The sequence below is a fragment of the Dyadobacter sp. genome, from assembly GCF_017744695.1.
Classification (GTDB): Bacteria; Bacteroidota; Bacteroidia; order Cytophagales; family Spirosomataceae; genus Dyadobacter.
The window spans coordinates 271,684-297,550 of sequence record NZ_JAGIAS010000007.1 but is presented as its reverse complement, the minus strand read 5'-3'; the positions used below and the strand labels follow the sequence as shown (position 1 = coordinate 297,550).

The 25,867-nt window shown below is 49.6% G+C and carries 23 protein-coding genes; 17 read left to right on the top strand and 6 right to left on the bottom strand.

The features are described 5' to 3' along the window. The first annotated feature begins 73 nt into the window (after positions 1 to 73). The 12 genes from J7619_RS24595 (at position 74) to J7619_RS24540 (ending at position 13,820) form a co-directional block, all read left to right on the top strand. Complete coding sequence (locus tag J7619_RS24595; protein ID WP_291205076.1) at positions 74 to 3,286, top strand: T9SS type A sorting domain-containing protein; 3,213 nt, start codon at positions 74 to 76, stop codon at positions 3,284 to 3,286. 159 nt (positions 3,287 to 3,445) lie between these two features. Further along, positions 3,446 to 5,605, top strand: a complete 2,160-nt coding sequence (locus J7619_RS24590) for a T9SS type A sorting domain-containing protein (protein ID WP_291205073.1) — start codon at positions 3,446 to 3,448, stop codon at positions 5,603 to 5,605. 196 nt (positions 5,606 to 5,801) lie between these two features. Then, a complete protein-coding gene (locus J7619_RS24585; RefSeq protein WP_090375516.1) occupies positions 5,802 to 6,176 on the top strand; it encodes an NADH-quinone oxidoreductase subunit A in 375 nt (124 codons plus the stop codon). A 27-nt stretch (positions 6,177 to 6,203) separates the two neighbouring features. Beyond that, complete coding sequence (locus tag J7619_RS24580) at positions 6,204 to 6,746, top strand: NADH-quinone oxidoreductase subunit B (protein WP_015813533.1); 543 nt, start codon at positions 6,204 to 6,206, stop codon at positions 6,744 to 6,746. Positions 6,747 to 6,752: 6 nt separating this feature from the next. Beyond that, complete coding sequence (locus tag J7619_RS24575) at positions 6,753 to 7,253, top strand: NADH-quinone oxidoreductase subunit C (protein WP_291205070.1); 501 nt, start codon at positions 6,753 to 6,755, stop codon at positions 7,251 to 7,253. Positions 7,254 to 7,270: 17 nt separating this feature from the next. Continuing rightward, on the top strand, positions 7,271 to 8,497 hold the full coding sequence (gene nuoD, locus J7619_RS24570) for an NADH dehydrogenase (quinone) subunit D (protein WP_291205067.1): 1,227 nt from the start codon (positions 7,271 to 7,273) through the stop codon (positions 8,495 to 8,497). Between the two features lie 24 nt (positions 8,498 to 8,521). After that, positions 8,522 to 9,019, top strand: coding sequence for an NADH-quinone oxidoreductase subunit NuoE (gene nuoE, locus J7619_RS24565; protein WP_291205064.1), 498 nt, complete (start codon positions 8,522 to 8,524; stop codon positions 9,017 to 9,019). 30 nt (positions 9,020 to 9,049) lie between these two features. Then, complete coding sequence (gene nuoF / locus J7619_RS24560; RefSeq protein ID WP_291205061.1) at positions 9,050 to 10,390, top strand: NADH-quinone oxidoreductase subunit NuoF; 1,341 nt, start codon at positions 9,050 to 9,052, stop codon at positions 10,388 to 10,390. 30 nt (positions 10,391 to 10,420) lie between these two features. Next, a complete protein-coding gene (locus tag J7619_RS24555) occupies positions 10,421 to 11,536 on the top strand; it encodes a 2Fe-2S iron-sulfur cluster-binding protein (protein ID WP_291205058.1) in 1,116 nt (371 codons plus the stop codon). Between the two features lie 38 nt (positions 11,537 to 11,574). After that, the gene (nuoH, locus tag J7619_RS24550) at positions 11,575 to 12,654 is read left to right on the top strand and encodes an NADH-quinone oxidoreductase subunit NuoH (RefSeq protein ID WP_291205055.1); all 1,080 of its coding nucleotides are present in this window, start codon (positions 11,575 to 11,577) and stop codon (positions 12,652 to 12,654) included. A gap of 18 nt (positions 12,655 to 12,672) precedes the next feature. Then, positions 12,673 to 13,266, top strand: coding sequence for an NADH-quinone oxidoreductase subunit I (locus tag J7619_RS24545; protein WP_015813526.1), 594 nt, complete (start codon positions 12,673 to 12,675; stop codon positions 13,264 to 13,266). Positions 13,267 to 13,301: 35 nt separating this feature from the next. Further along, on the top strand, positions 13,302 to 13,820 hold the full coding sequence (locus J7619_RS24540; RefSeq protein ID WP_106594063.1) for an NADH-quinone oxidoreductase subunit J: 519 nt from the start codon (positions 13,302 to 13,304) through the stop codon (positions 13,818 to 13,820). Positions 13,821 to 13,966: 146 nt separating this feature from the next. Here the strand turns inward: J7619_RS24540 and gcvP are convergent, their stop codons facing one another. The 3 genes from gcvP to J7619_RS24525 all read right to left on the bottom strand — a co-directional run bounded on the left by gcvP (position 13,967) and on the right by J7619_RS24525 (position 18,556). After that, complete coding sequence (gene gcvP, locus J7619_RS24535; protein WP_291205052.1) at positions 13,967 to 16,861, bottom strand: aminomethyl-transferring glycine dehydrogenase; 2,895 nt, start codon at positions 16,859 to 16,861, stop codon at positions 13,967 to 13,969. A 131-nt stretch (positions 16,862 to 16,992) separates the two neighbouring features. Next, entirely contained in the window at positions 16,993 to 17,211 is a 219-nt protein-coding gene (locus tag J7619_RS24530) for a hypothetical protein (protein ID WP_291205049.1), read from the bottom strand. Between the two features lie 91 nt (positions 17,212 to 17,302). Then, positions 17,303 to 18,556 carry a metallophosphoesterase gene (locus J7619_RS24525; RefSeq protein ID WP_291205046.1) on the bottom strand — a complete coding sequence of 418 codons (1,254 nt, stop codon included), beginning with the start codon at positions 18,554 to 18,556 and terminating at the stop codon, positions 17,303 to 17,305. A gap of 160 nt (positions 18,557 to 18,716) precedes the next feature. Between J7619_RS24525 and J7619_RS24520 the strand changes: the two genes are divergently transcribed. Beyond that, a complete protein-coding gene (locus J7619_RS24520) occupies positions 18,717 to 18,938 on the top strand; it encodes a hypothetical protein (RefSeq protein WP_291205044.1) in 222 nt (73 codons plus the stop codon). A gap of 5 nt (positions 18,939 to 18,943) precedes the next feature. On the opposite strand, the gene J7619_RS24515 is transcribed toward J7619_RS24520, so the two are convergent. Beyond that, a complete protein-coding gene (locus J7619_RS24515) occupies positions 18,944 to 19,504 on the bottom strand; it encodes a YqgE/AlgH family protein (RefSeq protein WP_291205041.1) in 561 nt (186 codons plus the stop codon). Between the two features lie 90 nt (positions 19,505 to 19,594). Here J7619_RS24515 and J7619_RS24510 point away from each other — a divergent pair, with 90 nt between their 5' ends. Then, positions 19,595 to 20,119: a gamma carbonic anhydrase family protein gene (locus J7619_RS24510; protein WP_291205038.1), complete on the top strand. Its 525-nt coding sequence runs from the start codon at positions 19,595 to 19,597 to the stop codon at positions 20,117 to 20,119. Between the two features lie 227 nt (positions 20,120 to 20,346). Continuing rightward, a complete protein-coding gene (locus J7619_RS24505) occupies positions 20,347 to 20,616 on the top strand; it encodes a helix-turn-helix domain-containing protein (RefSeq protein ID WP_291205035.1) in 270 nt (89 codons plus the stop codon). A gap of 4 nt (positions 20,617 to 20,620) precedes the next feature. Here J7619_RS24505 and J7619_RS24500 read toward each other — a convergent pair whose 3' ends face one another. Both J7619_RS24500 and J7619_RS24495 read right to left on the bottom strand, forming a co-directional pair. Further along, positions 20,621 to 21,253, bottom strand: a complete 633-nt coding sequence (locus J7619_RS24500) for a DedA family protein (protein WP_291205032.1) — start codon at positions 21,251 to 21,253, stop codon at positions 20,621 to 20,623. Positions 21,254 to 21,365: 112 nt separating this feature from the next. Further along, positions 21,366 to 23,258: an ABC-F family ATP-binding cassette domain-containing protein gene (locus J7619_RS24495; protein WP_291205029.1), complete on the bottom strand. Its 1,893-nt coding sequence runs from the start codon at positions 23,256 to 23,258 to the stop codon at positions 21,366 to 21,368. Positions 23,259 to 23,369: 111 nt separating this feature from the next. Here J7619_RS24495 and J7619_RS24490 point away from each other — a divergent pair, with 111 nt between their 5' ends. Both J7619_RS24490 and J7619_RS24485 read left to right on the top strand, forming a co-directional pair. After that, positions 23,370 to 24,380 carry a formylglycine-generating enzyme family protein gene (locus J7619_RS24490; RefSeq protein ID WP_409012763.1) on the top strand — a complete coding sequence of 337 codons (1,011 nt, stop codon included), beginning with the start codon at positions 23,370 to 23,372 and terminating at the stop codon, positions 24,378 to 24,380. A gap of 25 nt (positions 24,381 to 24,405) precedes the next feature. Further along, complete coding sequence (locus J7619_RS24485) at positions 24,406 to 25,749, top strand: Gfo/Idh/MocA family protein (RefSeq protein WP_291205024.1); 1,344 nt, start codon at positions 24,406 to 24,408, stop codon at positions 25,747 to 25,749. The last annotated feature ends 118 nt before the right edge of the window (positions 25,750 to 25,867 follow it).

The window sequence follows — 25,867 nt, the reverse complement described above, 5'->3', positions numbered from 1 at the left end:
ATTTCTTGAAAGAGGCAACCTTTCGATGCAAATTGTGTGTCCAAGCAGTTATTTCAAAGAATTTATAGTCACCATGAGACACTATCTACCGTATTTCTATTGGGTAGTATTTAGTATTATTTCTTTCACCGCACACGGACAAATCAACATTGATTTCCCCTCCGACCGCGCCGTTTTTCAGCGTGATAAGAACAATAAAGCCAACATTTATATTTCCGGAAGCTACACCAAAATAGCTGACAAAATTGAAGTGAAACTTACCCGGCGGACCGATTCAGGCGCCGACCAGGACTGGACGGGCATCAAGGACAGCCCCGAGGGGGGCTTCTTCTCCGGGACACTCTCCGATGTGCAGGGCGGTTGGTACAAGCTTGAAATCAGGGCATTAAAGGGCGGGCAGGTAATTGGAACGAATTCCATCGAGCACGTGGGTGTGGGTGAGGTTTTTATGATTGCCGGGCAATCAAATGGGCAGGGGTATAAGGATGGCCAACCGAATGGTTCCGACATATGGGATGCACAGGGAGCGGGCGACGACCGTGTGAGTGTCGTAGACCATTCCAATGTTCCCGATGAACCCAACCTTCCGGGTGGCGGTTCCGATTTCCCCTATCCGTCGTTCAGACATCTTGACAAGGATGCCAACATCGCCCCCCGGGGCAAATCGGCGTGGGCCTGGGGAAGACTAGGCGACAGGCTCGCTTCGAGGCTCGGTGTACCTGTGCTCTTTTACAATGTGGCATGGTATGGAAGCCACGTGGGTGCCTGGCGGGAAAGTATCAATGGAGGCAGACCAAAATCCATCTATGCCGATGTATATTTCGACCCATCCGGAATGCCTTTTGGAAACATGCGGGACGTGATCCGGCGCTACACTTCACTCACCGGGCTAAGGAGTGTGCTTTGGATTCAGGGGGAGGCTGATAATGATAAGAATAACGACAGAAATAGTTATTTCAACGACCTGAAAGCCGTCATCGAGGCATCCCGGAACGAATCCGGCAGAGATATTTCATGGATGGTTGCCCAAACATCCTATAACAACAAAAATGGAACAGACACAGAGGTGATCGAAGGCCAGGGAATGGTCATCAATGGCGTACCCAATGTTTTCCAGGGCCCGTTGACCGACCTTATTCAAATTCCGCGCATTGACGGCGACGGCGTTCACTTTATGAGAGAAGGCCTTACCCAGCTCGCCGATGCCTGGTTCAATAGTCTTAATGACGACTTTTTCAACCGCTCGAACCCATATTCGGGAATGTCGCCGCTCAATGTTGTCGCGTCATGCGCCGGCAACGGGAATGTGACATTAACAGTAACCAATGGCGGAATGCACGATTTCGCCTGGAGTGCCGGGGGGAACTCCAGCAGTGTTCAGGTCGGAAACGGGACGTACCGTGTTACGGCGAGAGATGACCGCAACAACCTGATATGGTCGCCTGAAATCCGGGTGAGCGAGCAAATCCAGCCCAACCAACCTACAATATCCATCGACGGAAGCAATCCGGTGTGCGTTGGCAATACGGCCACCCTGGTTTCAAGTATTGAAGACAATGCGATTTGGAATACCGGCGCGACAGGCTCCCGCCTGCCCGTAACCGTAGGAGGTGACTATTTTGTGAAAGTCAAAAATATCTATGGGTGCGAGTCTACGTCAGACAAGGTCACTATGAGGGTAGTAACTTCTCCATTGCCGGACAAACCGAAGATCACGGCCTCGGGTGCACTTACATTCTGCCAGGGCGGCGAGGTAACACTGACCTCCGATTCAAAGGTTAAAAGCGTTTGGTCGAATGGTGTTACCAATGCAAATATTACCGCGGTAAGTTCCGGCGATTTCCGCGTCCGCGCGCTCAACGACGAGGGGTGTTACTCTCCGGAGTCAGATGTGACGACTGTAAAGGTGAATCCATTGCCTGGAAAGCCACAAATATCACTAAGCGGCGAAACGACATTCTGCGACGGCGGCAATGTTACCATGACTTCCAACTACGACAGCGGCAACATCTGGAGCACTACCGCAACGACGAAAGCCATCTCGGTGACCACCACGGGTACTTTCTCGCTCACGCAGCGCGATGGTAATGGTTGTGAGTCCAAATCCGACGAAGTATCCGTAAAAGTAAACCCACTCCCTGCGACGCCGACAATTACTTCATTGCGCCCGACTACATTCTGCGATCGCGATTACACCAGATTACGCAGCAGCGAGGCATATTCCTACCAATGGAGCAACGGGTCTACCGAACGCGAAATAGAAATACGGACATCCGGCAATTTTACTATTTCTGCCAGGGATGCCAACGGCTGCGTTTCGCCCGTATCACCGGTGGTGCAAGTCGTCTCCAACCCGCTTCCGACGACACCGGTCATTACCGCCGATGGTCCGACGACGTTCTGCGCCGACCTGAGCGTGAACCTGACGTCGACCCCGGCAGCAGGCTTCCTGTGGAGCAACGGGGCCTCGACACAAACGCTGAAAGTAACAATTGCCGGCACTTATTCGGTGCAAACGATCAATGAGTTCCAATGCTATTCCGATCCCAGCAACCAGATCAGCACGCAAACGCTGGCATTGCCGCCGTCTCCTACCGTTACAGCCCGATTAGCCACTACATTCTGCGACGGCGATACCATTTCCCTGAAAGCATCCAATGGCGACAAGTTCTTCTGGAATAACGGCCTCGAAGGCGACAGCATCGAAGTGTTCGCAACAGGCAACTATTCTGCGCGAATTGTGGATGGGCAGGGTTGCTACTCGCCGTATTCCGCTGCTATCGTGGTAGATGTGAAACCTACGCCGTCCACTCCTACTATCAAAAAAGTAGGTGTTTATACCCTTTTGGCAGAGAACAACCTGGCAACAGGCGATCACGTATGGAAATATAACGACGTCCAGCTGACCGAAAACAGTGCAACGCTGAAAGCCGTCAAAGCAGGTAATTACGTGGTGAACAACACCATAGTTTACAGCCCGACGCTCACTTGCGCATCGGACTTTTCGGAACCATTCCTATTTTATCTGGACACCGAGAATCCCGGTTTTGTCGCTTATCCGAACCCAAACAACACGGAAAGAGTCGCGGTGGAAACGCTTACCAACGTCGTAAATGCCGATGTGCAGATCATCGACAGTCGCGGCATTATTCACAGAACATTTAAGGTCGCCAAATTTGACAGCCAGCAATTCTTTAACCTGACCGGGCTTTCAAGCGGAATTTATTTTATCAGAATAACTTCGGCCTCATTGAACGCCTCACAGAAGCTGGTAATTGTAAGATAAGGGGGCATTCATGTGTCTCCTTGTCAAAAAAAGGAATAGTGATATTTTAGCCAAAATAATCCGTTACCTTTGTGACCGTTTTGTAATTGAACACATTAACAAAATCAAAACCAACTGTCGTTATTGCTTACAAAACTTTACCCGTATCAGAATTTACCAATGCGTTATAGAATTATTCGTCCGATAGTGGCAAAAGCATTGCTATTGGTTTGTGTCGTTTCCTCTACGGTTTTTTCTCAGACCATTAAAATCACCTCCCCTGTTTTCCAATCCGTTTATCAGCGTGATATTTCCGGACAAAGGGAGCTTACCGTATCTGGTACGTTTAGTGCCCTCATGGACAAGATTGAGGTGAGAGCAGTGCCTGTTGTTCAGGGCCAGGGTATTGAAACGCCATGGCAGGACTTGCAGGTTGCCCCCAAGGGTGGTGTCTTTAAAGGCAAGATAACCCTGTACGGAGGTTGGTATACATTGGAAGTACGTGGTATTGCTGACGGTAAAGTCGTAGGCCGTGACGTCTTGGCCCGTGTGGGTATAGGGGAAGTGTTCCTCATCGCAGGCCAATCGAATGCGCAAGGTTTGAAAGGAAAGCCGACCCCTCCGGGTGCCAACGACGACCGTGTACTTTACATCGATAACTACGAGAATGACGTGGATGGCAAGTATAAGGACTTGCTCACAGATCCTGTCCCTCCCACTTTTTCTAAGATCACAAGCGATATAAAAACCATGTCGCCCCGTGGGCAAACCGCCTGGTGCTGGGGAGCATTGGGAGATTTGCTGGTTGCCAAATTAAATGTACCCGTGCTTTTCATCAACACGGCCTGGGAAGGAACCTCGGTCACAAACTGGTCTGAAAGTGCGTCAGGTAAGAAAACGGTTAGTTTCTACGGTTACAACTACAATACGGGAATGCCTTATGCCAATCTCAGGATTGCGGCCCGTAACTACGGAAGCCAGTATGGGGTGCGCGCGGTACTCTGGATGCAAGGCGAAACAGATGGCTTCTTCGGAACTACTACTGCCGTTTACCGTGCAAGTCTCCAAAAAATCATCGACCAGTTGAGCGTCGATACTGACAAAAGGATTTATTGGGTAATAGCCCGCACAAGCCGCGCCTCGGGCGATGACAAGATTGATCCCAAACCTTATCCGGGAATCATTGCCGCTCAAAACGCGGTACTTGCTACGCCATTTAACCCTACTTACCCGGGACCGGAAACCGATCCACTCGTTCCCGACCGTAAAGATGGCCTTCACTTCGAAGGACCGGACCAGCTTCGGATATTGGCCAACGCGTGGAGCGAAAGCCTCGACATCAAGTTCTTTGCCGAGGTTCCGCCGGCAGCACCAGCGGCTGTCCCTACCATCACCGCTTCCTGTGTTACCCAGAACAACGCCGTTACACTTTCTTTACCGGCAGGATATACCTCTTATGAATGGCGGAGCAGCAAAAGTAGCACGCCTATCGGCATAGGCAGCACGATCACCGTTAGCCAGGCCGCTACATACAGCGCAACCGTCCGTGACGCATCAGGCAACTCCATTTTGACTCCGGTAGTTGTTCTTGACCATGACGCGAAGCCTGCCCAACCAAGCATCCTCCAATCGGGAGAACAGCAAGCCTGCGCCGACTCCTCGTTCAAGTTCTCGGTTAATGACGACGGGTATATCTATAACTGGTTCAAAGAAAACACGACCACGCCCGTTACCTCGGGAGCCATTGCAAGCATTGCAGAAAGTGGAAACTACTATGTGAAGGCACAGAACATTTTCGGATGCGTTTCCGAAAACTCGTCGGCTTCCAAACTGACTATTCGCGCTAAGATTTCCAAGCCGACCATCGAGCCGTCAGGACCTTTCAGCGTATCGGCGAGCATTCCGGAGGGCGATCAGATAAATGAAGTATTCCTGTGGAGACGCCCCGGTACCGAAACCGATACTACTGCGACGTTGGTCAAAATCCTGAAATCAGGGGTTTACACCACAAAAGCAAAGGTTACCTACACCATTGGCAGCAATAATCTGGTTTGCTATTCTGATACCGCTTCGAGGGAATTCAAAACCAACGAACAAAACGAGGTGGTGATTTACCCGAACCCAAGCCAGGGGGCTTACATTTACATTGAGTCACGAGATAATGTAAAGGATGCAGCGATCGAGCTTTTCGACATCCGCGGTAACGTGATCAAAACGACTCCTCCGCAGCTGCTTAACGGCCGAATGCAGATTGATGTTGGCCTTTTGCCAACAGGAAAGTACATTCTCCGCGTAACTGGTCAAGGGCAAAGCCTCACCAAGCAAATTGTGATAAGATAAATATTTCTTCTTTGATAAGTACTAAATAAGCCCCGCCACCACGGGGCTTATTTAGTATGATACTAATTAGACAAAACAAAAAGGAAAGAATTTGATTGATAAATTTGCAAAGCCTAATTTTGAGAGACGGGGAGGAATGTAACCCACTGACAACAGTTTTTGCTCATTCCTGACCCTCTGTAACCGGATCATAATAATGAAAAACGAATATCTCCCTTCCGATTATTTGCCCATCATTGTGCAATTTTTGCTCGCCGCAGGCTTCATTGGTGGCACGATGATTGTCACTCACCTTATCGGTCCGAGCCGCAAAAGCAAAAAGAAAGACGATCCGTTCGAATGTGGTATTGAGTCGGTCGGTGACGCCCGGACGCCTATTTCCGTGAAGTACTTTCTGGTGGCTATCCTTTTCGTTTTGTTCGACGTTGAGGTTATTTTCATGTATCCCTGGGCTGTTAATTTCAAAGGCCTGGGAATGTTCGGTTTTGTAGAAATGTTATTGTTCATGGCTCTGTTGCTGTCCGGTTTCTATTATGTGATCCGCAAGGGCGTACTGAACTGGGAGGAATAGGCTTCGAACATTGAAATACAAAGAATTATGAAAGAAGTAAAGATAGTGGAGGCTCCGCAGGGACATAGCGGATCCGGTTTTTTTGCAACTTCATTCGACGAGGCGATCGGTCTGGCACGCAGTTACTCACTTTGGCCGTTGCCATTTGCTACTTCATGCTGCGGGATCGAGTTCATGGCTACCATGGGCGCTCATTACGATATTTCGCGTTTCGGTTCCGAACGGCCGAGTTTCTCGCCACGTCAGGCCGATTTGCTGATGGTAATGGGAACCATCGCCAAGAAAATGGCACCGGTGGTGAAGCAGGTTTACCTTCAAATGGCCGAACCCCGCTGGGTAATGGCTGTTGGTGCTTGCGCTTCGAGCGGTGGTATTTTTGATACTTACAGCGTTTTGCAGGGTATCGACCGCATTATCCCTGTGGATGTGTACGTACCAGGTTGCCCGCCGCGCCCCGAGCAGATCATCGACGGCCTGATGCAGATCCAGTATCTGGCCCAAAATGAAAAGCTCCGCCGCCGGAATACCGACGAATACCAGGAACTATTGGCATCATATAATATTCAGTAACCCCCTATGCTTACTAACCAGGAGGTAGCCGAAGGGCTTTTGGAAAAATTCGGTGATCAGGTTTTTGACTTTGAAGAGCCGTACGGTTTGTTGACGCTTTCAACGACCCGCGAAGAGATTATTCCACTGATGGAGTTCCTGAGAGACCATAAAAACTACCAGGTGATATTCCTGACCGACATTACAGGTGTTCAATACCCTGACAATACCGGCAAGGAATACGTAGTGGTTTACCATATGCACAGCTTCGTGCACAACTTCCGCATCCGCATTAAAGTGGCCCTTTCGGCGGCCGATATCCACATCCCGACAGCAACAGGCCTTTTTGCCAGTGCCAACTGGATGGAGCGCGAAACCTACGATTTTTTTGGTATCTTGTTTGACGGGCACCCGAACCTGAAACGCATCCTGAACATCGAGGAAATGGATTATTTCCCGATGCGCAAGGAATACCCGCTGGAAGACGCGACCCGTGAAGATAAAATTGACGCCCTTTTCGGCCGATGATCTATATTGAGTAAGATATGGCAGATATTGAATTATTACCGCATAATGTCCCTTCTCAAAGCGAGTTGCCCGAACTCGTAGAAGAACTGACCACCCTCAACCTCGGCCCGACACACCCTGCTACCCACGGTATTTTCCAGAACATCCTGAAAATGGATGGCGAAAAGATCGTTTCGGGTGAGCAGACGATCGGTTATATCCACCGGGCGTTTGAGAAAATTGCTGAAAGAAGGCCTTTTTACCAGATTACCACGCTGACCGACCGCATGAATTATTGCTCCTCCCCGATCAACAATTTGGGATGGCACATGACGGTGGAGAAGCTTTTGGGCGTGGAAGTTCCCAAGCGCGCGCAATATATCCGCGTGCTCATGATGGAACTTGCACGCATTACCGACCATATTATCTGTAACAGTATCCTCGGCGTGGATACCGGTGCATTCACCGGCTTCCTGTATGTCATGCAGAAGCGTGAGGAAGTGTATGAAATCTACGAGGAAGTCTGCGGAGCGCGCCTCACAACCAACATGGGCCGCCTCGGTGGCATGGAACGTGACCTTTCGAGCACGGCTATCCGCAAGATTAAGGAGTTCATCAAATCTTTCCCGCCGGTACTTCGCGAGCTTGAAAAGCTGCTTAACCGTAACCGGATTTTCATGGACCGTACCATTAATGTAGGTCCTATTTCGGCGGAAAGAGCATTGTCATACGGCTTCACCGGCCCGAACCTGCGTGCTGCGGGTGTGGATTACGACGTGCGTGTGATGAACCCGTACTCGTCTTACCAGGATTTTGAATTCGACGTCCCCATCGGACAGAATGGCGATACTTACGACCGCTACATGGTCCGTAACGAAGAAATGTGGCAAAGCCTCCGCATCGTAGAGCAGGCCATCAACAACCTTCCCGAAGGACCGTATTACGCCGATGCCCCCGAATATTACCTGCCTCCGAAAAACGAGGTTTACCGTAATATGGAGGCGCTTATTTACCATTTCAAAATTGTAATGGGCGAAATCGACGCACCGGCCGGGGAAGTGTACCACGCTGTGGAAGGAGGGAACGGAGAACTGGGCTTCTACCTGATCAGCGATGGCGGCAGGGCTCCGTACCGTCTGCATTTTCGCAGGCCAAGCTTTATTTACTATCAGGCATATCCTGAAATGTGCAAAGGCTCATCACTGTCGGACGCGATCCTGACGATGAGTAGTTTGAACGTAATTGCAGGTGAACTGGACGCTTAAAGTTTGTTAAAGACCTATTTAGAAATGACCGAATCACCTAATCTGGTTGCGTTCACACCCGAACGACTTGAAACAGTAAAAGAAATTATCGCACGTTATCCGGAGGGCCGCCAAAAATCGGCTCTTTTGCCTGTTTTGCACGTGGCCCAGGAACAATGGGGCTGGCTGAGCAGCGAAGTAATGGATTACGTGGCCGGTATTCTGAAAATAGAACCCGTGGAGGTTTACGAGGTAGCTACCTTTTACACCATGTACCACCTCGACCCCGTGGGCAAGCACGTGATCGAATATTGCCGTACAGGCCCTTGCTGCCTCATGGGCGGCGAAGATGTGTACGGGCATCTGAAGAAAAAACTGGGCATTGAAGCAGGTGAAACCACCGCCGACGGCAAGTTTACACTGAAAGAAGTAGAATGCCTCGCAGCATGCGGCTGGGGGCCGGTTTTCCAGATCCGCGAGCAGTTCTACATGAATTTGACCAACGAGAAGGTCGACCAAATCATAGAAGATTTAAGTAAATAAGCTTTCAGGAGCTGAAAATATTATCCTCAAATGGCTAGAAAAATTTTAACGGAGCATATTAATGTCCCCGGTATCGAAACCTTCGATGTTTATCGCAAACAGGGAGGCTATACTGCCGTTGAAAAAGCTATCAAAACCATGACCCCGGAAGAGGTGGTGGAAGAAGCGAAAAAATCAGGCGTGCGTGGTCGTGGTGGTGCTGGTTTCCCGATGGGAATGAAATGGGGCTTCCTGGCCAAGCCCGAGGGCGTTCCCCGTTACCTGGTATGTAATGCCGACGAGTCGGAGCCCGGTACTTTCAAGGATCACCATTTGATGAAATCCATCCCTCACCTTTTGATCGAGGGTATGATCATTTCCAGCTTCGCATTGGGCGCCAACAAATCGTTCATCTACGTGCGCGGCGAGCTCATGTATGTGATCCGCATTCTGGAAAAAGCCATTGCCGAAGCAAAAGCACAAGGTTTTTTAGGTAAAAATATTCTTGGCTCCGGCTATGACCTTGAATTGGTCGTTCAGCCGGGCGGAGGCGCTTACATTTGCGGCGAAGAAACTGCATTGCTCGAATCGCTGGAAGGAAAAAGAGGTAACCCAAGAAATAAGCCGCCATTCCCTGCGGTGAAAGGCCTTTACCAGAGCCCTACTGTGGTGAACAACGTGGAGTCGATCTCCAACATGCCCTGGATTATCAACAATGGAGGTGATGCTTATGCACAAATTGGGATCGGCAGAAGTACAGGTACCAAATTGATTTCTGCATCAGGTCACATTCAAAAGCCCGGCGTTTACGAAATCGAGCTGGGCGTGAGCGTGGAAGAATTTTTGAATTCGGATGAATATTGCGGTGGTATCCGTAAAGGGCACCATTTGAAAGCATTGGTAGCGGGCGGTTCGTCTGTACCTATTCTTCCCGCAAATTTGATCACAAAAACCGCAGCCGGCGAGGATCGTCTGATGACGTACGAATCGCTTTCTGACGGTGGTTTCGCAACAGGTACCATGCTCGGATCAGGCGGGTTTATCGTTTTTGACGAAACAGCCTGTATCGTTCGCAATACCTGGAATTTCTCGCGTTTTTACCACCACGAATCCTGCGGACAATGCAGCCCTTGCCGCGAAGGAACGGGCTGGATGGAGAAAGTCCTCCACCGCATCGAGCACGGTCACGGCAGCATGCACGACATCGATTTGCTCGTAGATATTTCAAAGAAAATAGAAGGTAACACCATTTGTCCGCTAGGTGATGCGGCTGCCTGGCCCGTAGCCAGCGCGATCCGCCATTTCCGCGACGAATTTGTGTGGCACATCACCAACCCGCAGGAAGCGACAGCTCCGGGCGCGGTTTACATGGGTGATATGGCCCTGGTGTAATAGATCTCAGAACATTGTACTTGACTGGACATGGAAGAAGTTAAACCCCAATTGTTGAAAATTACATTCGATGGCATCGAGGTCGAAGTAGAACCCGGCACAACCATCATGCAGGCGGCGCGTAAAATCGCCGAGGCAGATGAAAGTCAGGGACACCTCGTTCCGCCCGCGATGTGCTATTATAAACCGCTTCCGGTTTCCGGAGGTAAATGCCGTGCTTGTCTGGTGAAAGTATCCGCAGGGTCCGCCAAGGATCCCCGCCCGATGCCGAAACTGGTCCCTTCCTGCATTACACAGGTTCAGGATGGAATGGTAGTTGAAAACACCACCAACCAGGCCGTACTTGATACCCGCAAGAGTATTGTAGAATTCCTGCTGATCAACCACCCGCTCGACTGCCCTATTTGCGACCAGGCCGGTGAATGCCATTTGCAGGATTTTGCATTTGAACACGGTTCGGTGAAAACCCGTTACGAGGAAGAAAGAAGGACGTTCGATAAAATCGATATCGGCCCGTACGTGCAGCTGCACATGACGCGATGCATCCTTTGCTACCGCTGTGTCTACACCGCCGACCAGATTACCGACAAACGCGTTCACGGCGTGATGAACCGAGGGGATGCTTCGGAAATCAGTACTTACATCGAGAAAGCGATCGATAACGACTTCTCCGGAAACGTCATCGACGTTTGCCCGGTAGGCGCATTGACCGACAAGACTTTCCGCTTCAAAAACCGTGTGTGGTTCTCGAAACCCGAAGACGCACACCGCGATTGCGACAAATGCTGCGGCAAAACAACCGTTTGGTACCGTGGTGATGAGGTGATCCGTGTAACAGCCCGCAAGAATACCTGGGGCGAGGTAACCGATTTCATTTGCAATACCTGCCGTTTCGAGAAAAAACAAACCAGTGACTGGGTATTGGAAGGACCTACCAAAGTGAAACGCAGCTCGGTGATTTCTGCCAACAAATACCGTAAGGATCTGGTCGCAAAACCTGACTTTGCATTGAAATTGGCGGCATCGCAGTTCAAACAGATCGACGACTCGCGTCCGTACGTGACCGACGAGGAAACGATCCGTCATCAGAGCATCGAAAATAACGATAAGGCCAACCACCGTTCACTGGCGGCCAACAATAATTAAGAGAATCAGTCAAAGCAGCCGGATAAAATTGCTTTCAAATGGATTTAGTAGAATTTCTTGTTAAAACCGTAACCATCGTTGCCGTTTTCGGGCTAACGCTCCTGATCGCCATGTACTCCACGTGGGCGGAAAGAAAGGTAGCAGGTTTCATCCAGGACCGCAGCGGGCCTAACCGCGCCGGTTGGGGTGGACTCTTGCAGCCATTAGCGGATGCGGGTAAAATGTTCTTCAAAGAGGACTTCATCCCTGCATTAGCCAACAAATGGCTCTTTATCGCAGGCCCGAGCTTGGCGATGCTCACCGCATTGCTGGCGAGCGCGGTGATCCCGTTCGGTAGCACGTTCCGCATTGCAGGCCATGAGGTGGCATTGCAGGGCGTCGAATCGAATATTGGTATTCTGTACGTTTTCGGCGTTGTGGCGCTCGGCGTTTATGGTATCATGGTCGGCGGCTGGGCTTCCAACAACAAATTCTCGCTTCTCGGAGCGATCCGCGCGGCTTCGCAGAACATCAGCTACGAGGTGGCCATGGGCCTTTCCCTTATCGCAATCCTCATGATGAGCAGCTCGCTTTCATTGGGCGAGATCGTGGCGCAGCAGCACGGTATGAACTGGAATATCTTCTACCAGCCGCTGGGATTCATCATTTTCATCACCTGCTCATTCGCGGAATGTAACCGCGTTCCTTTCGACCTTCCTGAATGTGAAACGGAGCTCGTAGGTGGTTACCACACCGAATACGGCAGTATGAAATTGGGTTTCTATCTGTTCGCGGAATATATCAACATGTTCATTTCCTCGGCGATCATTTCCGTGCTGTATTTCGGCGGTTATAACTATCCCGGAATGGATTTCGTGTATGCGCAACTGGTTAAATCTTTCGGGCCGGATCTGGGTCATAACATAGCGACACTGATCGGAACGGCTGTATTCTTCGGAAAAGCATTGTTCTTTGTGTTCTTCTACATGTGGGTACGCTGGACAATCCCACGTTTCCGTTACGACCAATTGATGAACCTGGGCTGGAAAAAGCTGATTCCTCTTGCTATTTTTAACATCATTATCACCGGTGCAGCCGTGCTTTTCCTGAAGCCCGTAATCACCGCGTGGTTGAATTAATATTAAAATCGTATTGCCATGCAATTGACAAATCGCTCAAAGCAAGTAAGCAATAAAGAAATGACGCTGGCGGAGCGCGCCTACCTGCCGGCTATTGCAACAGGTCTGGCGATTACGATCAAGCACTTTTTTTCAAAGAAAGTAACGATCCAATACCCGGAAGTGAAGCGGTACCTGGGACCGGTTTTCCGTGGAAGACATATCCTGAAAAGAGACGCGGAAGGTCGCGAGCGTTGTACAGCCTGTGGTTTGTGTGCGGTAGCATGCCCTGCGGAAGCAATTTCCATGGTGGCGGCCGAGCGTGTAAAAGGGGAAGAAAACCTGTACCGCGAAGAAAAATACGCAGCAGTGTATGAAGTAAATATGCTGCGCTGCATTTTCTGCGGCCTTTGTGAGGAAGCTTGCCCGAAACAGGCCGTGTATCTGCGCCACGACGAGTTCGTACCGGTATTTACTGAGCGCGACCAGGTGATATGGGGAAAAGACCTTCTGGTCGAAGATATGAACAACCGCTACACCCGTGAAGCCTGGACCAAGGAAGAAGCGCGTGCGCTGGATGCCAAAAGGGCCAGCGGTGAAGTTACCAACGTTGTTCCAAGAGCTATTCCCTGAACGGTAAACCAAGACTGTCAGCAGTTACTAACATTATGAATTCAGCAGTATCTTTTTTTTACTTTCTATCTTTCCTGACCATCCTGAGTGCGGTAATGGTCGTGGTATCGCGTAACCCCATTCACAGCGTACTTTACCTGATCCTGACGTTCTTTACGCTCTCAGGGCACTATATCCTGCTGAATGCACAGTTTCTCGCTGCGGTGAACATCATCGTGTACGCGGGGGCGATTATGGTACTATTCCTGTTTGTGATCATGTTCCTCAATATGAAGCAGGACCAGGAGGAAGCTAAGACGAATCTTACCAAAATAGCCGCGACAATCGTCGGCGGGACCGTTTTCGTGATCCTTTTCGGTGCTTACCGCAAAACGGCTATCGAGCCATTCAATCCGCAAACTTACGATTCGCAGATCGGTATGATCGAAAGCCTCGGGCATATGCTTTTCCGCGATTACCTGCTGCCATTTGAATTGGCTTCGATCCTGTTGCTGGTGGCGATGGTTGGAGCTGTGTTGTTAGGTAAAAGAGAGATCGGCGAACGGCATTTTTAGTTCAGGAGTTTAGGAGTTCAGAGTTCATGAGTTGAGAGCTCATGAGTTTTCGAATTTCAACCCATAAACTTTAAACTTATAAACTAATAAAGCAAAAATGGAGATGCCCTTTCGGACATCTCCATTTTTGCTTTATCGGCTTCCGATTAAGCTTCTTCCACTTCAGAATAAGCCTCAACCGGAATACAAGAGCAAATCAGGTTGCGGTCGCCGTAAGCGCTGTCGACGCGGCTTACGCTCGGCCAGAACTTGTTGAAGCGCAGGTAAGGCAGCGGGAATGCAGCCTTTTCGCGGCTGTAAGAACGCGTCCAGTTCTCGCTCAGCAATACACGTGAAGTATGCGGTGCATTCTTCAAAACGTTGTCTGTACGATCAGCAATGCCTTCTTCCACTTCACGAACCTCGTTACGGATCGCGATCATCGCGTCACAGAAACGATCCAACTCCGCTTTCGATTCCGATTCAGTCGGCTCGATCATCAATGTGCCTGCAACAGGGAATGAAAGCGTAGGCGCATGGAAACCGTAGTCCATTAAACGTTTGGCCAAATCCTCCGCCTCTACGCCAGCAGCCTTGAAGCCACGGCAGTCGACGATCATTTCGTGCGCACAACGGCCATTTGCGCCGGTATAAAGCACTTCGTAATGGCCGTTCAGGCGTTCCTTAATGTAGTTCGCATTCAAGATTGCAAATTTGGTCGCATTGGTAAGCCCTTCCCCGCCCATCATCGCGATGTAGGCATAGGAGATTGTCAGGATGCTCGCGCTTCCATAAGGTGCCGCAGAAACCGCTCCGGCTTGTCCGGATGGCAAATGCTCGGGCTGCGTGCTAAAATTCACGTGGCCTGGCAGGAACGGCATCAGGTGCTCGGCAACGCCGATCGGTCCTACGCCGGGGCCGCCGCCACCGTGCGGGATACAGAATGTTTTATGCAAATTGAGGTGGCAAACGTCCGCTCCGATGCTGGCAGGACTTGTAAGGCCTACCTGTGCATTCATATTCGCGCCGTCCATATAAACCTGTCCGCCGAATGAATGGATCATCGAACAGATCTCGATAATGCTTTCCTCATAAACACCGTGCGTCGATGGGTAAGTTACCATCAAACACGACAAGTCGTTGGCATGCTGCTCTGCTTTCGCGCGCAAATCTTCCACATCGATATTACCACGCTCGTCGCATTTGGTCACTACCACTTTCATACCAGCCATGACAGCCGATGCAGGGTTGGTACCGTGTGCCGATGACGGGATCAATGCCACGTTACGATGCGCTTCGCCGCGACTCTCGTGGTATGCGCGGATGGCCATCAAACCGGCATATTCGCCTTGCGCACCGGAGTTTGGCTGGAACGACATGGCTGCGAAACCGGTGATTTCGCAAAGCCAGGTATTTAGCTCGCTCACCAGCTGTGCATAACCGCCCACTTGATTGGTAGGCGCAAACGGGTGAATCCCCCCGAATTCCGGCCAGGTAAGCGGGATCATTTCAGCGGTTGCATTCAGTTTCATCGTACAGCTGCCCAGTGAAATCATGGAATGAACCAATGAAAGGTCCTTGTTTTCCAACGATTTCAGATAACGGAGCATTTCATGCTCAGTATGGTGGGTATTGAAAACCGGGTGTGTCAGATATTCCGACGTTCTCGCCAGGTTTTCAGGAAGCGAAAATTCGAGGTCCTCATCGATCACCATTTCGCCCTGGAAACCCGAAACCTCCGCGAATACATTTAGCAATGCAATTACATCGTCAAACGTCTTGGCCTCATCAAATGAAACCGAGAGGCTTTCATCGCCATGGTATTTCAGGTTAATGCCCCATTTCAACGCCTGTTCACGCAACTTACGTGTCAGCGGCGTGTTGATCGTCACGGTATCGAAATAAGTACCGGTAACAACTTCGTAGTTGAATTTTTTCACCGTATCCACAAACAGGCGGGTAAGGCCGTGCACGCGTGCTGCAATGCTCTTGATGCCCTCAGGTCCATGGTATACCGAATATGCGCCGGCGATAACGGCCAGCAGTACCTGTGCTGTACAAATATTAGAAGTCGCTTTTTCACGGCGAATATGCTGCTCACGCGTCTGCAACGCCATACGCAATGCACGATTGCCCTCGCCATCCACGGATACACCGATAATGCGGCCCGGGATCTGACGTTTGAAAGCATCCTTGGTTGCGAAATAGGCTGCGTGCGGGCCACCATAGCCCATCGGCACCCCGAAGCGCTGCGAAGAACCGATCACGACGTCGGCACCCATCTCACCCGGCGACTTCAGAAGTGTCAATGCGAGCAAGTCCGCCGCAACAGCTACGGAAACGCCCAGCTCATGAGCCGATGCAATGAAATCGGTATAGTCGATCACCTCGCCGTCCGTAGCAGGGTACTGAACGAGCGCGGCGTAAATATTTTCGTCAGTTAAATCAACCGTCGCATGGTTACCTACCACTACGTCAATGCCGACAGGCTTCGCACGGGTGTAGATGAGGTCGATGGTTTGCGGATGGCAAAGCTCCGACACGAAAAACGTATTAGCTTTCTTTCTGGAAGCACCCTTTACCGCGTGCAACATCGTCATTGCTTCTGCCGCTGCCGTGGCTTCATCGAGCAAAGATGCATTGGCAATCTCCATACCCGTCAGGTCAGTCACAACCGTTTGGAAGTTCAGGAGCATTTCGAGCCTGCCTTGCGCAATTTCCGCCTGATAAGGCGTATAAGCCGTATACCAGGCCGGATTTTCGAGGATATTCCTCAGAATGACGTTCGGTGTGATGGTGTCGTAGTAGCCCGTGCCGATGTACGATTTCAGCACCGCGTTTTTGGAGGCAATTCTTTTAATGTATTGTAAAAATTCCTGCTCCGATTTGGGCCTCGGCAAATTCAGTGGTTTTTGTAGACGAATCGCAGAAGGAAGAGTCTGGTCGATCAGTTCATCCACTGACCCGGCTCCGATGGTCTTCAACATTTCCTGCAATTCCTGTTCATCTTTACCGTGGTGACGGTTTTCAAACTTGTCCTGGTTTCGAAGATTAACTTTCATTCAAGTTAGGCTGAGAATGCCGCTATTAGGTGATTTTAAAATACAAAAGTAAGCAAATCCAACCAAATCTCTCAGAGATTGATGGCTATGCTTACTCTTGAATATGTACAAAATGTAAAGACGGGAAGTTCCTAATGGTTAGGACAGCCGCAATCGGTTTTCCGCTTGAATATTCCGAGGAATTTCTTGGACCTTGGCTTCTTGTAACCTTTGTATTTTTTCTTTTTACCAAACAATTCCACTTTGGTGGCGTCGGGCGTTGCAGCTGCGGCCGCCGAAACTGTCTGTACGCCTGAAATACTGCAAATCAGGGCCAGTACCAGAAGCCAGGGAGTGATTTTCTTCATCATGTTCGTTGCGCGTCAAAGGTTACTAATGCAACGCAATGCACACCCTTTTCGGTATGCATTGCGCCAACCCTTTCACAATTTTCCGAAAATTTTACGCCTTTACCAATTCCAGGATCGTGATTTCAGGCAGGATACCTACCCGACCGGGATATCCCAAATAGCCAAATCCACGGTTGACGTACAAATACTGATTATTCTCCTCATACAATCCGGCCCATTGCTTATAACGATATTGCACAGGGCTCCATCTCACTTTTCCTATTTCCACTCCAAACTGCATCCCGTGCGTGTGGCCGGCAAGCGCGAGGTCGATATCTTTATATTGAGGTAAAACCTGCGCTTCCCAATGGCTGGGATCGTGCGAGAGCAATATTTTCACTGGGTACTCGTCTGTACGCTCATAAGCTTTTTCCAGGTTTCCGTATTTGGCGAATTTCGTCCCCCAGTTCTGAATACCGATTAATCCGATAGATTCACCATCGACCGTAATCGGCCGGTTTTCATCCAACATTAGTTTCCAGCCCAGCAACTCGTGTGCTTTTTTCAAATTCGCGAGGTTATTGCTTTTGGCGTTTGCATCCGGCCATTGGAAATAGTCGCCATAATCGTGATTACCCAGTACAGAATGTACGCCCAGCGGAGCCTTCACTTTATCAAAAATATGGATGTAGTCCTGCACTTCCTTGGCCCGGTCATTCACCAGGTCACCCGTGAAGAATGCAATGTCCGGCTTTTCTTTCATCAACATTTCCACCCCACCTTTCACTGCGGTTTTATTGAAAAAACTACCCGAGTGGATATCCGAAAGCTGGGCGATTTTCATCCCATGGAACTGCCGCGGCAAATTTTTCAAAGGCACCTTCACTCGGCGAATACGGTAGTCGTGCGCGCCAGAGAGAATCCCGTATGCGAATGTGCCCATTAGACCGGCACCAGCCACCACGGCCGTCGTTGCAAGGAATTGAGAGCGCGGTATCGTTGGCTCGCCGGTTTCAGGGGAAGGAGTTGCGGCAGAAGGCACAAAAAAGCTGACAATCCATTGAAAAAAGCGGCGTACATCATCGATCAAAAGGATTGCAACAGCAAATAATTTCGATAAATACGGAATGGCGATAAATGCGACCACAAATGTGCGAGTAGTGCTTTTGAAGTAATCAGGCGGTAGCAATTGCATTCCAATATAAGCGCCCAGGGTAACGAGCGTCAAAGCCCAATAGGCGCCTCCGATCCATCGTTGTGTTAAAGGCGCAAGGCCGCGAATAGCCACTTTGAGACCTTGCCAGACATACCAGTCGATGGCAAAGAGTACAAAAGTTAATATGATAAAAAAGAAGGTTCTGTTCATTTTAAAATGATAGTTGTCATATCAACGACAAACATATGCAAAGCCTTTCACGTTCAGCGTCCAACCGGGATTTTGGATGAATGTATGCAATGGATGAACGAAGGCCGATTTCGGTAGCTAAGCGGTTTTCGGTATTTTTGTACCCTATCCCATATCAGTTATGCCTAAATACGATTTCAAACGGTTCCACATTCGCTCGATGAACGCGGGGTCCGACCAGGAGAGAGCAGCGATCAATCAGGAATTGAAAGATCTGTACGCGTCACTACCTGACGACGAAAAAAAGATTTTTAATGAAGAATTACAGCATTTCCTTACGCACGAGGTTGCGCGGATCAAGTCGGATTACGAGTCGGTGAAAGGCTTGAATCAGCCTAACTAACAAGATTAGTTCAAACGCGGGTCGATGGGGTAATGCGCGATCGACCGGTATTCCCCGCCCATATTGCGCAGGATTTCACGCCAGAAATTGCCCGGAGGTGTCGAAAACAGGAAATCGGAGGTTGTACTGGAGATGATCCACGAATCCTGCTTGATTTCCTCGTCGAGCTGCCCGCCGCTCCATCCCGAGTACCCGATGAAGAACATGACGTCCTCCTGTTTCAGCGTATTCAGGTTTAGCAGCGTTTTTACATTTTCGAAATCACCTCCCCAGTAAACGTCTTTCATAATCTCCGTCCCGCCGGCAACAAGGTCGGGGCGGCGATGAATGAAATGCAAGGTGTTTTTTTCAACAGGGCCGCCCAGGTGAAGCGTGATGTCCTGATAAATAGTCTCGTCCAGCACATCTCCCAGGAATAAATCGGTGGTTTGGTTGAGCACAAAACCGAAACTTCCCTGCTCATTATGTTCGCACATAAGGATAACCCCCCTTTCAAAATTGGGATCGCCCAAAAACGGCTTGGCAATGAGCAAGCTTCCTTTCGAAACTTTCGCAGTTGACGGCATGACCTGGCAAATTGTTAATTCAACAACGAAATATATTTATTTTTCGCACTGAAAAACTGATATTGCCCAAAATATAATAAAAATAAGATCATGGCATTGATAAAACCTGTCCGCGGACATCACCCTACCTACGACGAGAGTTGCTGGTTTGCGGAAAACGCTACCATTGTGGGCGATGTGGTGATGGGCGAAAATTGCACTGTTTGGTTTAATGCCGTGATCCGCGGCGACGTAAACAGCATACGGATCGGGCATCATTCCAATGTCCAGGACGGCGCCGTGATCCACTGTACCTACCAGCGATTCGCCACCACGATCGGAAATTATGTTTCCATCGCACACAACGCCATCGTACACGGTTGCACGATCGAAGACCATGTACTGATCGGAATGGGGGCGATCGTCATGGACGGGGCCGTCGTCGGCGAAGGCTCGATCATCGCCGCCGGAGCCATTGTTACCCAGGGCACCAAAGTACCTCCCGGCACCATTTACGCCGGCAACCCTGCCAAATACCTGAAAGATGTTTCACCTGAGCTGAATGCCGCCATTGATCGGACTGCTAATAACTATCTGATTTATTCTGGGTGGTTTAGGGAGGAAGAGAACCCCTAGAAATGCGCTGTTGTAATTTTCGGTTCAAGTTTGTTGATGAATTACCCATCTCATTTTACGCTATGTGAAACTACCTCACAAAGCAAATGAATTACTTTCCGCATGCTGTTGCGGAAAGCGCAGGGGTGTTTGCGGTTTCCGCACATAATTACGGCGAACGGGCGTGGGTTGTTTGGGGATTTCAAAAAGCCGCTAAATTTGTCAAGCCACTCATAACGAAGCACACTATGACAGATTTTGGAAGTAATTTCAGAAAGTTGAGAGAATGGGCAGGACTTTCCCAGGAAGCGCTGGGAATTAGTTTGAACGTGTCCGCTTCGGTCGTCAACAGGATCGAAAACAACAAAAGAAAGCTGGATATTCAGATACTGCAAAAGCTGGCTGTCAGTTTGCAGTTGGACGTAGCACTTGTCGTTACAGTATTGTTCAAAGGAAAATCGGCCCTGCCGAAGCAGAAAGCTCCGAAAGCCAGGAAAGTATTACCAATCCCGGCTTAATGCATTATTCAGCCATGCCTTTACGCGCATTCAGGTAACCTTTGATTACCGTGAAAGTGGTGATCGCCAAAAAGAAGAGAATGATGTATTGCACGTAATCCACGATCCACGGGAATTTTTCTCCAAAGAGGTATCCACCGCCGGTCAATGTAAAGATCCAGATTGCCCCACCCACCACATTGTTGATCAGGAAAGACGGAAAGGACATTTTCACCAGTCCCGCGAGGATTGGTGCAAACGTGCGTACAATAGGCAAAAACCGGCTGATGATCAGCGTGCGGCTTCCGTATTTTTCAAAATAATTATGCGTGGTTTCGATGTGTTTTTTCTTGAAAAAGAAAGAATCCGGCCGGTTTTTGAATATATCACCGAAATACTTTCCAAACACGTAACCTACCAGCGAGCCTAATATCGCGGCCGTTAGCATGCTGATCAGCAAAATGAGGATGGGTACGTCGAGAATACCGGTACCGCAGAACACCCCGGCCAGGAATACGAGATAATCCCCTGGCAGGAAGAATGCAAAAAACAAGCCGTTCTCCGCAAACACAATGAATGTAATCACCAGAAGTCCGCCGGTACGGATGATTTCCTCCGAATTAACAATGTATTGGAAAAACTCGACAATTGAATTCATAATCTACGATCTGAGAGTTCGCTCGCGTGCTGCCGGCAACCGGAGCACAGCAGTGCGCTACCAGCGGCCTAGGGCTACCAAAGCGCGGCGACGGGTTTGTTGACTTTTAAAATTAAGCATTTTCCGACAGTTCCAGCCAACGCATCTCCTTCTCGGCCTGACTGTCATTGATTTCCTCTATCTGTTTCGACCATTTGGCCAGGTCCTCGTGGGAACCGCCTTTGTTCAAATTTTCCACCAGCTGCGTTTTAGTTACTTCCATTTTCGCAATATCCGCTTCCAGTTGCTCCATTTCCTTCTGCTCCTTGTAGCTTAGCTTCCGTTTTGCAGTTGCCGAAGGCGCTGCTGCTACCGGTTCCTTCGGAGCTACTACAACGGGCGCAGCAGGCTTGGGCGCATTCGTCGCTGCTAGTTTCTTTTCGGCCTCCTGCTCATCCTGATAATCCCGCAGTTCAGTATAGTTACCCGGGAAATCACTGATCTTACCATCCCCTTCGAACACAAAAATATGCTGCACGAGCCTGTCGAGGAAGTAACGGTCGTGGGAGACGATCATCAGACAGCCCGGGAAATTGAGCAGAAACTCTTCGAGCACGTTCAAACTATCGATATCCAGATCGTTCGTAGGCTCATCGAGGATCAGGAAATTCGGCTGTTTGATCAGAATCAAAAGAAGCTGCAAACGGCGACGTTCTCCTCCGCTCAGTTTGGAAATAAAATCATATTGTTTGGAAGGCGAGAACAGGAATGCCTGCAACAATACGCCCACCGTAACGGTTTCACCGGTTCCCAGCTGCACCACTTCCGCTACATCCTTCACAATATCGATCACGCGCTGGTTTTCATTAAATACCAGGTCGGTTTGCTTGTAATAGCCAAATTGAACCGTTTCTCCGGTGCTGATCTTGCCTTTGTCAGGTTGCAACTCGCCCGTGATCATGTTCAGGAGCGTCGATTTGCCCATTCCATTTTTCCCTACCACGCCGATTCGGTCGCCGCGGCGGAAAGTGTACTCAAAATTTTTGATCAACTGACGCTCTCCAAAGCCTTTACTGATATTTTCCAGCTCGATGATCTTGCTGCCCAATCGCGACGTCCGCACGTTGAGCTCCATTTGTACATCAAACTTCTTCTGGCTCGCCTTCTCTTTTAAATCTTCGAATGCATCAACGCGGTATTTCGCTTTGGTGCCGCGTGCCTTCGGCTGCCGTCTGATCCAGTCCAGCTCCTTGCGCATAAGGTTACGCGCCTTGTCGATGGTCGCAGCTTCAAGTTCTTCGCGTTCCGCCTTCTTTTCGAGAAAATAGGAATAGTTCCCCTTATATGTATAAGCCGAACCATGATCGAGTTCGAGCATCTGGTTGCAAACGGTATCGAGGAAATAACGGTCGTGCGTTACGACCAGCAATGTGGTGTTCGAAGTGTTGAGGTATTCTTCCAGCCATTCGACGGTATCGAGGTCGAGATGGTTGGTCGGTTCGTCCAGGATAAGGAGATCAGGATCTTCGAGGAGCACTTTGGCCAAAGCTACGCGCTTGCGCTGACCGCCCGAGAGCGTCCCGTACGCATTATCCGTATGGTGAATGCCGAGGCGGCCGAGAACTTCCTTGGTTCTGTATTCAAAATCCCACGCATTCAACTTATCCATGTCCTCCATCACCTCCGCCAGCTCGTCGTGAAGGTCATTCTCAATCGCGTGTTCGTAGCGTTTCACGACCTGCGCAACCGGATTATTCGAAGAAAATATCACTTCCAGCACCGGAAGCGATTCATCGAACGCGGGGCTTTGATCGAGGTAACCCACACGGATGTCTTTCCGGATACTTACTTCGCCTTCGTCGGCGGGGATCTTGCCGGTGAGTATATTCAGAAATGTGGTTTTTCCTGTCCCGTTCGTTCCGATCAACGCTACCTTGTCGCCCTTGCTGATTCCAAAACTGATATTCCTGAAAAGCCACCGGTCGCCGAATGACTTTGCGATATTTTCCGCCGAAAGATAATTCATGTTCAAATGTGAAATTCTGTATATGCAAAGTTAGGACAGATATTAAACAACGAAGAAAAAATTCGCTTTCAAAGGGTAAATAGGCTAATATTGCCGCTTATATTCAGTTAGATGGTTCCATTGAACACATTCATTATCATGTCCAAAAAATCCCTTTACCTAATCTTAACCGTTTTTCTTTGTTTTAAAGCAGTAGCGCAGGACAGTAATTTCAAGACTTACACGCAAAAAATCGGAGGTAGCCCTCAGGTGTACGACATGGTCGCGATACCGGGCGGTGAATTCACGATGGGCAGCCCGGCCAGTGAAAAAGGCCGCAGAGCCGACGAAGGTCCCCAGCACAAGGTGAAAATCGAACCTTTCTGGATGGGCAAAACTGAGGTGACCTGGGACATTTACGATTTGTACGCTTTCAAGAATATGGAAAAGGAAATGGGCGCACGTCACCCGGATCCTGACAAAAGCGTTCAAAAAACAGACGCTAGTACCCGCCCCTCCCCTCCTTATGTAGACATGTCTTTCGGAATGGGCCGTTCGGGTTATCCGGCGATCAACATGACGCAGTACGCGGCGATCTATTTCTGCAAGTGGTTATACGAAAAAACAGGTGTTTTCTACCGCCTTCCAACAGAAGCAGAATGGGAATATGCCTGCCGCGCCGGTTCTAAAACAGCTTATTCTTTCGGTGATGAGTCGAAAATCGATGAATATGCCTGGTACCGCAAAAACAGTGATGCCGCATACAAAAAAGTAGGAACAAAAAAGCCGAATGCATGGGGATTGCACGACATGCATGGTAATGTAATGGAATGGACACTCGACCAGTATATTCCCGATTACTACGCGAAACAGCCCAAAGGCGAAGCTTTTGCACCGGTTACCGAACTTTACCCAACTTCCGTTCGCGGTGGTTCATGGGACGACGAGGCGGCCGATCTCCGCAGCGCAGCCCGCGTAGCTTCCAAGCCTGAATGGAAAATCCTCGACCCGCAGTTGCCTAAATCGGAATGGTGGATGACCAGCGCGTCGTTTGTAGGTTTCCGCATTGTAAGACCGCTGAAAACGCCTTCACAAGAAGAGATCAATGCTTATTACAGCCCTAAGTTGATTGAAGACTACTGATCATATTTAAACTCTTAAATTCGAAATGGAACAGAACAGACGTAATTTTTTGAAAGCATCGGGCCTCATCGCCGGCGGTGCCATCCTGAGCCCGCTCGCAGGCTACGGCTATAACAGCGCGGTAGGTGATACGATCAAAGTGGCACTTATCGGTTGCGGCGGTCGTGGTACCGGTGCTGCTGCGCAGGCATTGAGCACCACGCAAAACGTGCAGATCGTGGCCATGGCTGATGCTTTCAAGGACCGTCTCGACGATGCTTACAAAAACCTGACCGCTAAAAAATACAAGGACGCATCAGGAAAGCCGGTTGACACCAAAGTGAAAGTGGATGTGCCCGACGACCGGAAATTTGTAGGATTCGATGCATTTAAAAAGGCCATCGCGTTGAAAGATGTGGATGTGGTAATCCTTGCAACGCCTCCGGGCTTCCGTCCTTCGCATTTCGAAGAGGCTGTGAAGAACAACAAGCACATTTTCATGGAAAAACCGGTTGCAACCGATGCCCCCGGTATCCGCAAAGTGCTTGAACTGGCAGAAGAAGCTAAAAAGAAAAAACTGAACGTTGTAGTTGGTCTGCAACGCCACTACCAGGCAAACTACCGTGAGGCGATCAAACGCATTCACGACGGCGCGCTGGGCGATATCGTAGGCGGTCAGGTTTACTGGGTAGGTAGCAGCCCCTGGATGAAGGAGCGCCAGCCAAACCAGACTGAAATGGAGTACCAAATGAGAAACTGGTATTATTTCAACTGGCTTTGCGGTGACCACATTTCCGAACAGCACGTTCACAACATCGACGTGGCGAACTGGGTGAAACAAGGTTATCCTGTCACCATCCAGGGCTCAGGTGGCCGTCAGGTACGTACTGGCAAGGCTTACGGTGAGATTTATGACCACCACACGCTCGACCTCGTGTACGCGGATGGAACGGTAATTTCAAGCCAGTGCCGCCAATTCGAAGGAACCTGGAACCGTGTTGATGAAGCTTTCGTAGGCACCAAAGGCCGTATCGATAGCTTCGACGATAAGAAAACAATCCTGAAAGATTATAAAGGAGGCGTGATTTATCATCATGACAACTCTAATTACAGAAACCCATATCAGGTAGAGCATGACGAGCTGTTCGCTGCCATTGCGAAAGGTGAATACAAGTTCGCAGATGCTGAAAACGGCGCGAAAAGTACGATGACGGCCATTATGGGCCGCATGGCAACTTATTCAGGCAAGCAGATCAAATGGGAAGAAGCGTTGAACTCGGATATCAACCTATTCCCTGACAAACTTGCGTGGGACGCTTCTCCGAAAATCCTGCCAGGTCCCGACGGACTTTATCCTGTGGCGATCCCGGGTAAAACTCAGGTGATCTAATTCAAGACCAATAACGCAAAATGGCCCTTAGCGGGCCATTTTGCGTTATAATAGTATTTCTCGGAGCGAATAACTATATTCGGTAAGAGAATTCTTGACGATACTTATTGTGGAACGA

Excerpts from the sequence above, each read along its gene's own strand:
- J7619_RS24545 (WP_015813526.1), top strand. The coding sequence starts at position 12,673 with ATGCAATTGACAAATCGCTCAAAGCAAGTAAGCAATAAAGAAATGACG.
- J7619_RS24590 (WP_291205073.1), top strand. The coding sequence starts at position 3,446 with ATGCGTTATAGAATTATTCGTCCGATAGTGGCAAAAGCATTGCTATTG.
- J7619_RS24490 (WP_409012763.1), top strand. The coding sequence starts at position 23,370 with ATGGTTCCATTGAACACATTCATTATCATGTCCAAAAAATCCCTTTAC.
- gcvP (WP_291205052.1), bottom strand. The coding sequence starts at position 16,861 with ATGAAAGTTAATCTTCGAAACCAGGACAAGTTTGAAAACCGTCACCAC.
- J7619_RS24595 (WP_291205076.1), top strand. The coding sequence starts at position 74 with ATGAGACACTATCTACCGTATTTCTATTGGGTAGTATTTAGTATTATT.
- J7619_RS24505 (WP_291205035.1), top strand. The coding sequence starts at position 20,347 with ATGACAGATTTTGGAAGTAATTTCAGAAAGTTGAGAGAATGGGCAGGA.
- J7619_RS24495 (WP_291205029.1), bottom strand. The coding sequence starts at position 23,258 with ATGAATTATCTTTCGGCGGAAAATATCGCAAAGTCATTCGGCGACCGG.
- J7619_RS24530 (WP_291205049.1), bottom strand. The coding sequence starts at position 17,211 with ATGATGAAGAAAATCACTCCCTGGCTTCTGGTACTGGCCCTGATTTGC.
- nuoF (WP_291205061.1), top strand. The coding sequence starts at position 9,050 with ATGGCTAGAAAAATTTTAACGGAGCATATTAATGTCCCCGGTATCGAA.
- nuoE (WP_291205064.1), top strand. The coding sequence starts at position 8,522 with ATGACCGAATCACCTAATCTGGTTGCGTTCACACCCGAACGACTTGAA.
- J7619_RS24520 (WP_291205044.1), top strand. The coding sequence starts at position 18,717 with ATGCCTAAATACGATTTCAAACGGTTCCACATTCGCTCGATGAACGCG.
- J7619_RS24485 (WP_291205024.1), top strand. The coding sequence starts at position 24,406 with ATGGAACAGAACAGACGTAATTTTTTGAAAGCATCGGGCCTCATCGCC.
- J7619_RS24510 (WP_291205038.1), top strand. The coding sequence starts at position 19,595 with ATGGCATTGATAAAACCTGTCCGCGGACATCACCCTACCTACGACGAG.
- J7619_RS24585 (WP_090375516.1), top strand. The coding sequence starts at position 5,802 with ATGAAAAACGAATATCTCCCTTCCGATTATTTGCCCATCATTGTGCAA.
- J7619_RS24575 (WP_291205070.1), top strand. The coding sequence starts at position 6,753 with ATGCTTACTAACCAGGAGGTAGCCGAAGGGCTTTTGGAAAAATTCGGT.
- J7619_RS24540 (WP_106594063.1), top strand. The coding sequence starts at position 13,302 with ATGAATTCAGCAGTATCTTTTTTTTACTTTCTATCTTTCCTGACCATC.
- J7619_RS24555 (WP_291205058.1), top strand. The coding sequence starts at position 10,421 with ATGGAAGAAGTTAAACCCCAATTGTTGAAAATTACATTCGATGGCATC.
- J7619_RS24580 (WP_015813533.1), top strand. The coding sequence starts at position 6,204 with ATGAAAGAAGTAAAGATAGTGGAGGCTCCGCAGGGACATAGCGGATCC.
- nuoD (WP_291205067.1), top strand. The coding sequence starts at position 7,271 with ATGGCAGATATTGAATTATTACCGCATAATGTCCCTTCTCAAAGCGAG.
- nuoH (WP_291205055.1), top strand. The coding sequence starts at position 11,575 with ATGGATTTAGTAGAATTTCTTGTTAAAACCGTAACCATCGTTGCCGTT.
- J7619_RS24525 (WP_291205046.1), bottom strand. The coding sequence starts at position 18,556 with ATGAACAGAACCTTCTTTTTTATCATATTAACTTTTGTACTCTTTGCC.
- J7619_RS24515 (WP_291205041.1), bottom strand. The coding sequence starts at position 19,504 with ATGCCGTCAACTGCGAAAGTTTCGAAAGGAAGCTTGCTCATTGCCAAG.
- J7619_RS24500 (WP_291205032.1), bottom strand. The coding sequence starts at position 21,253 with ATGAATTCAATTGTCGAGTTTTTCCAATACATTGTTAATTCGGAGGAA.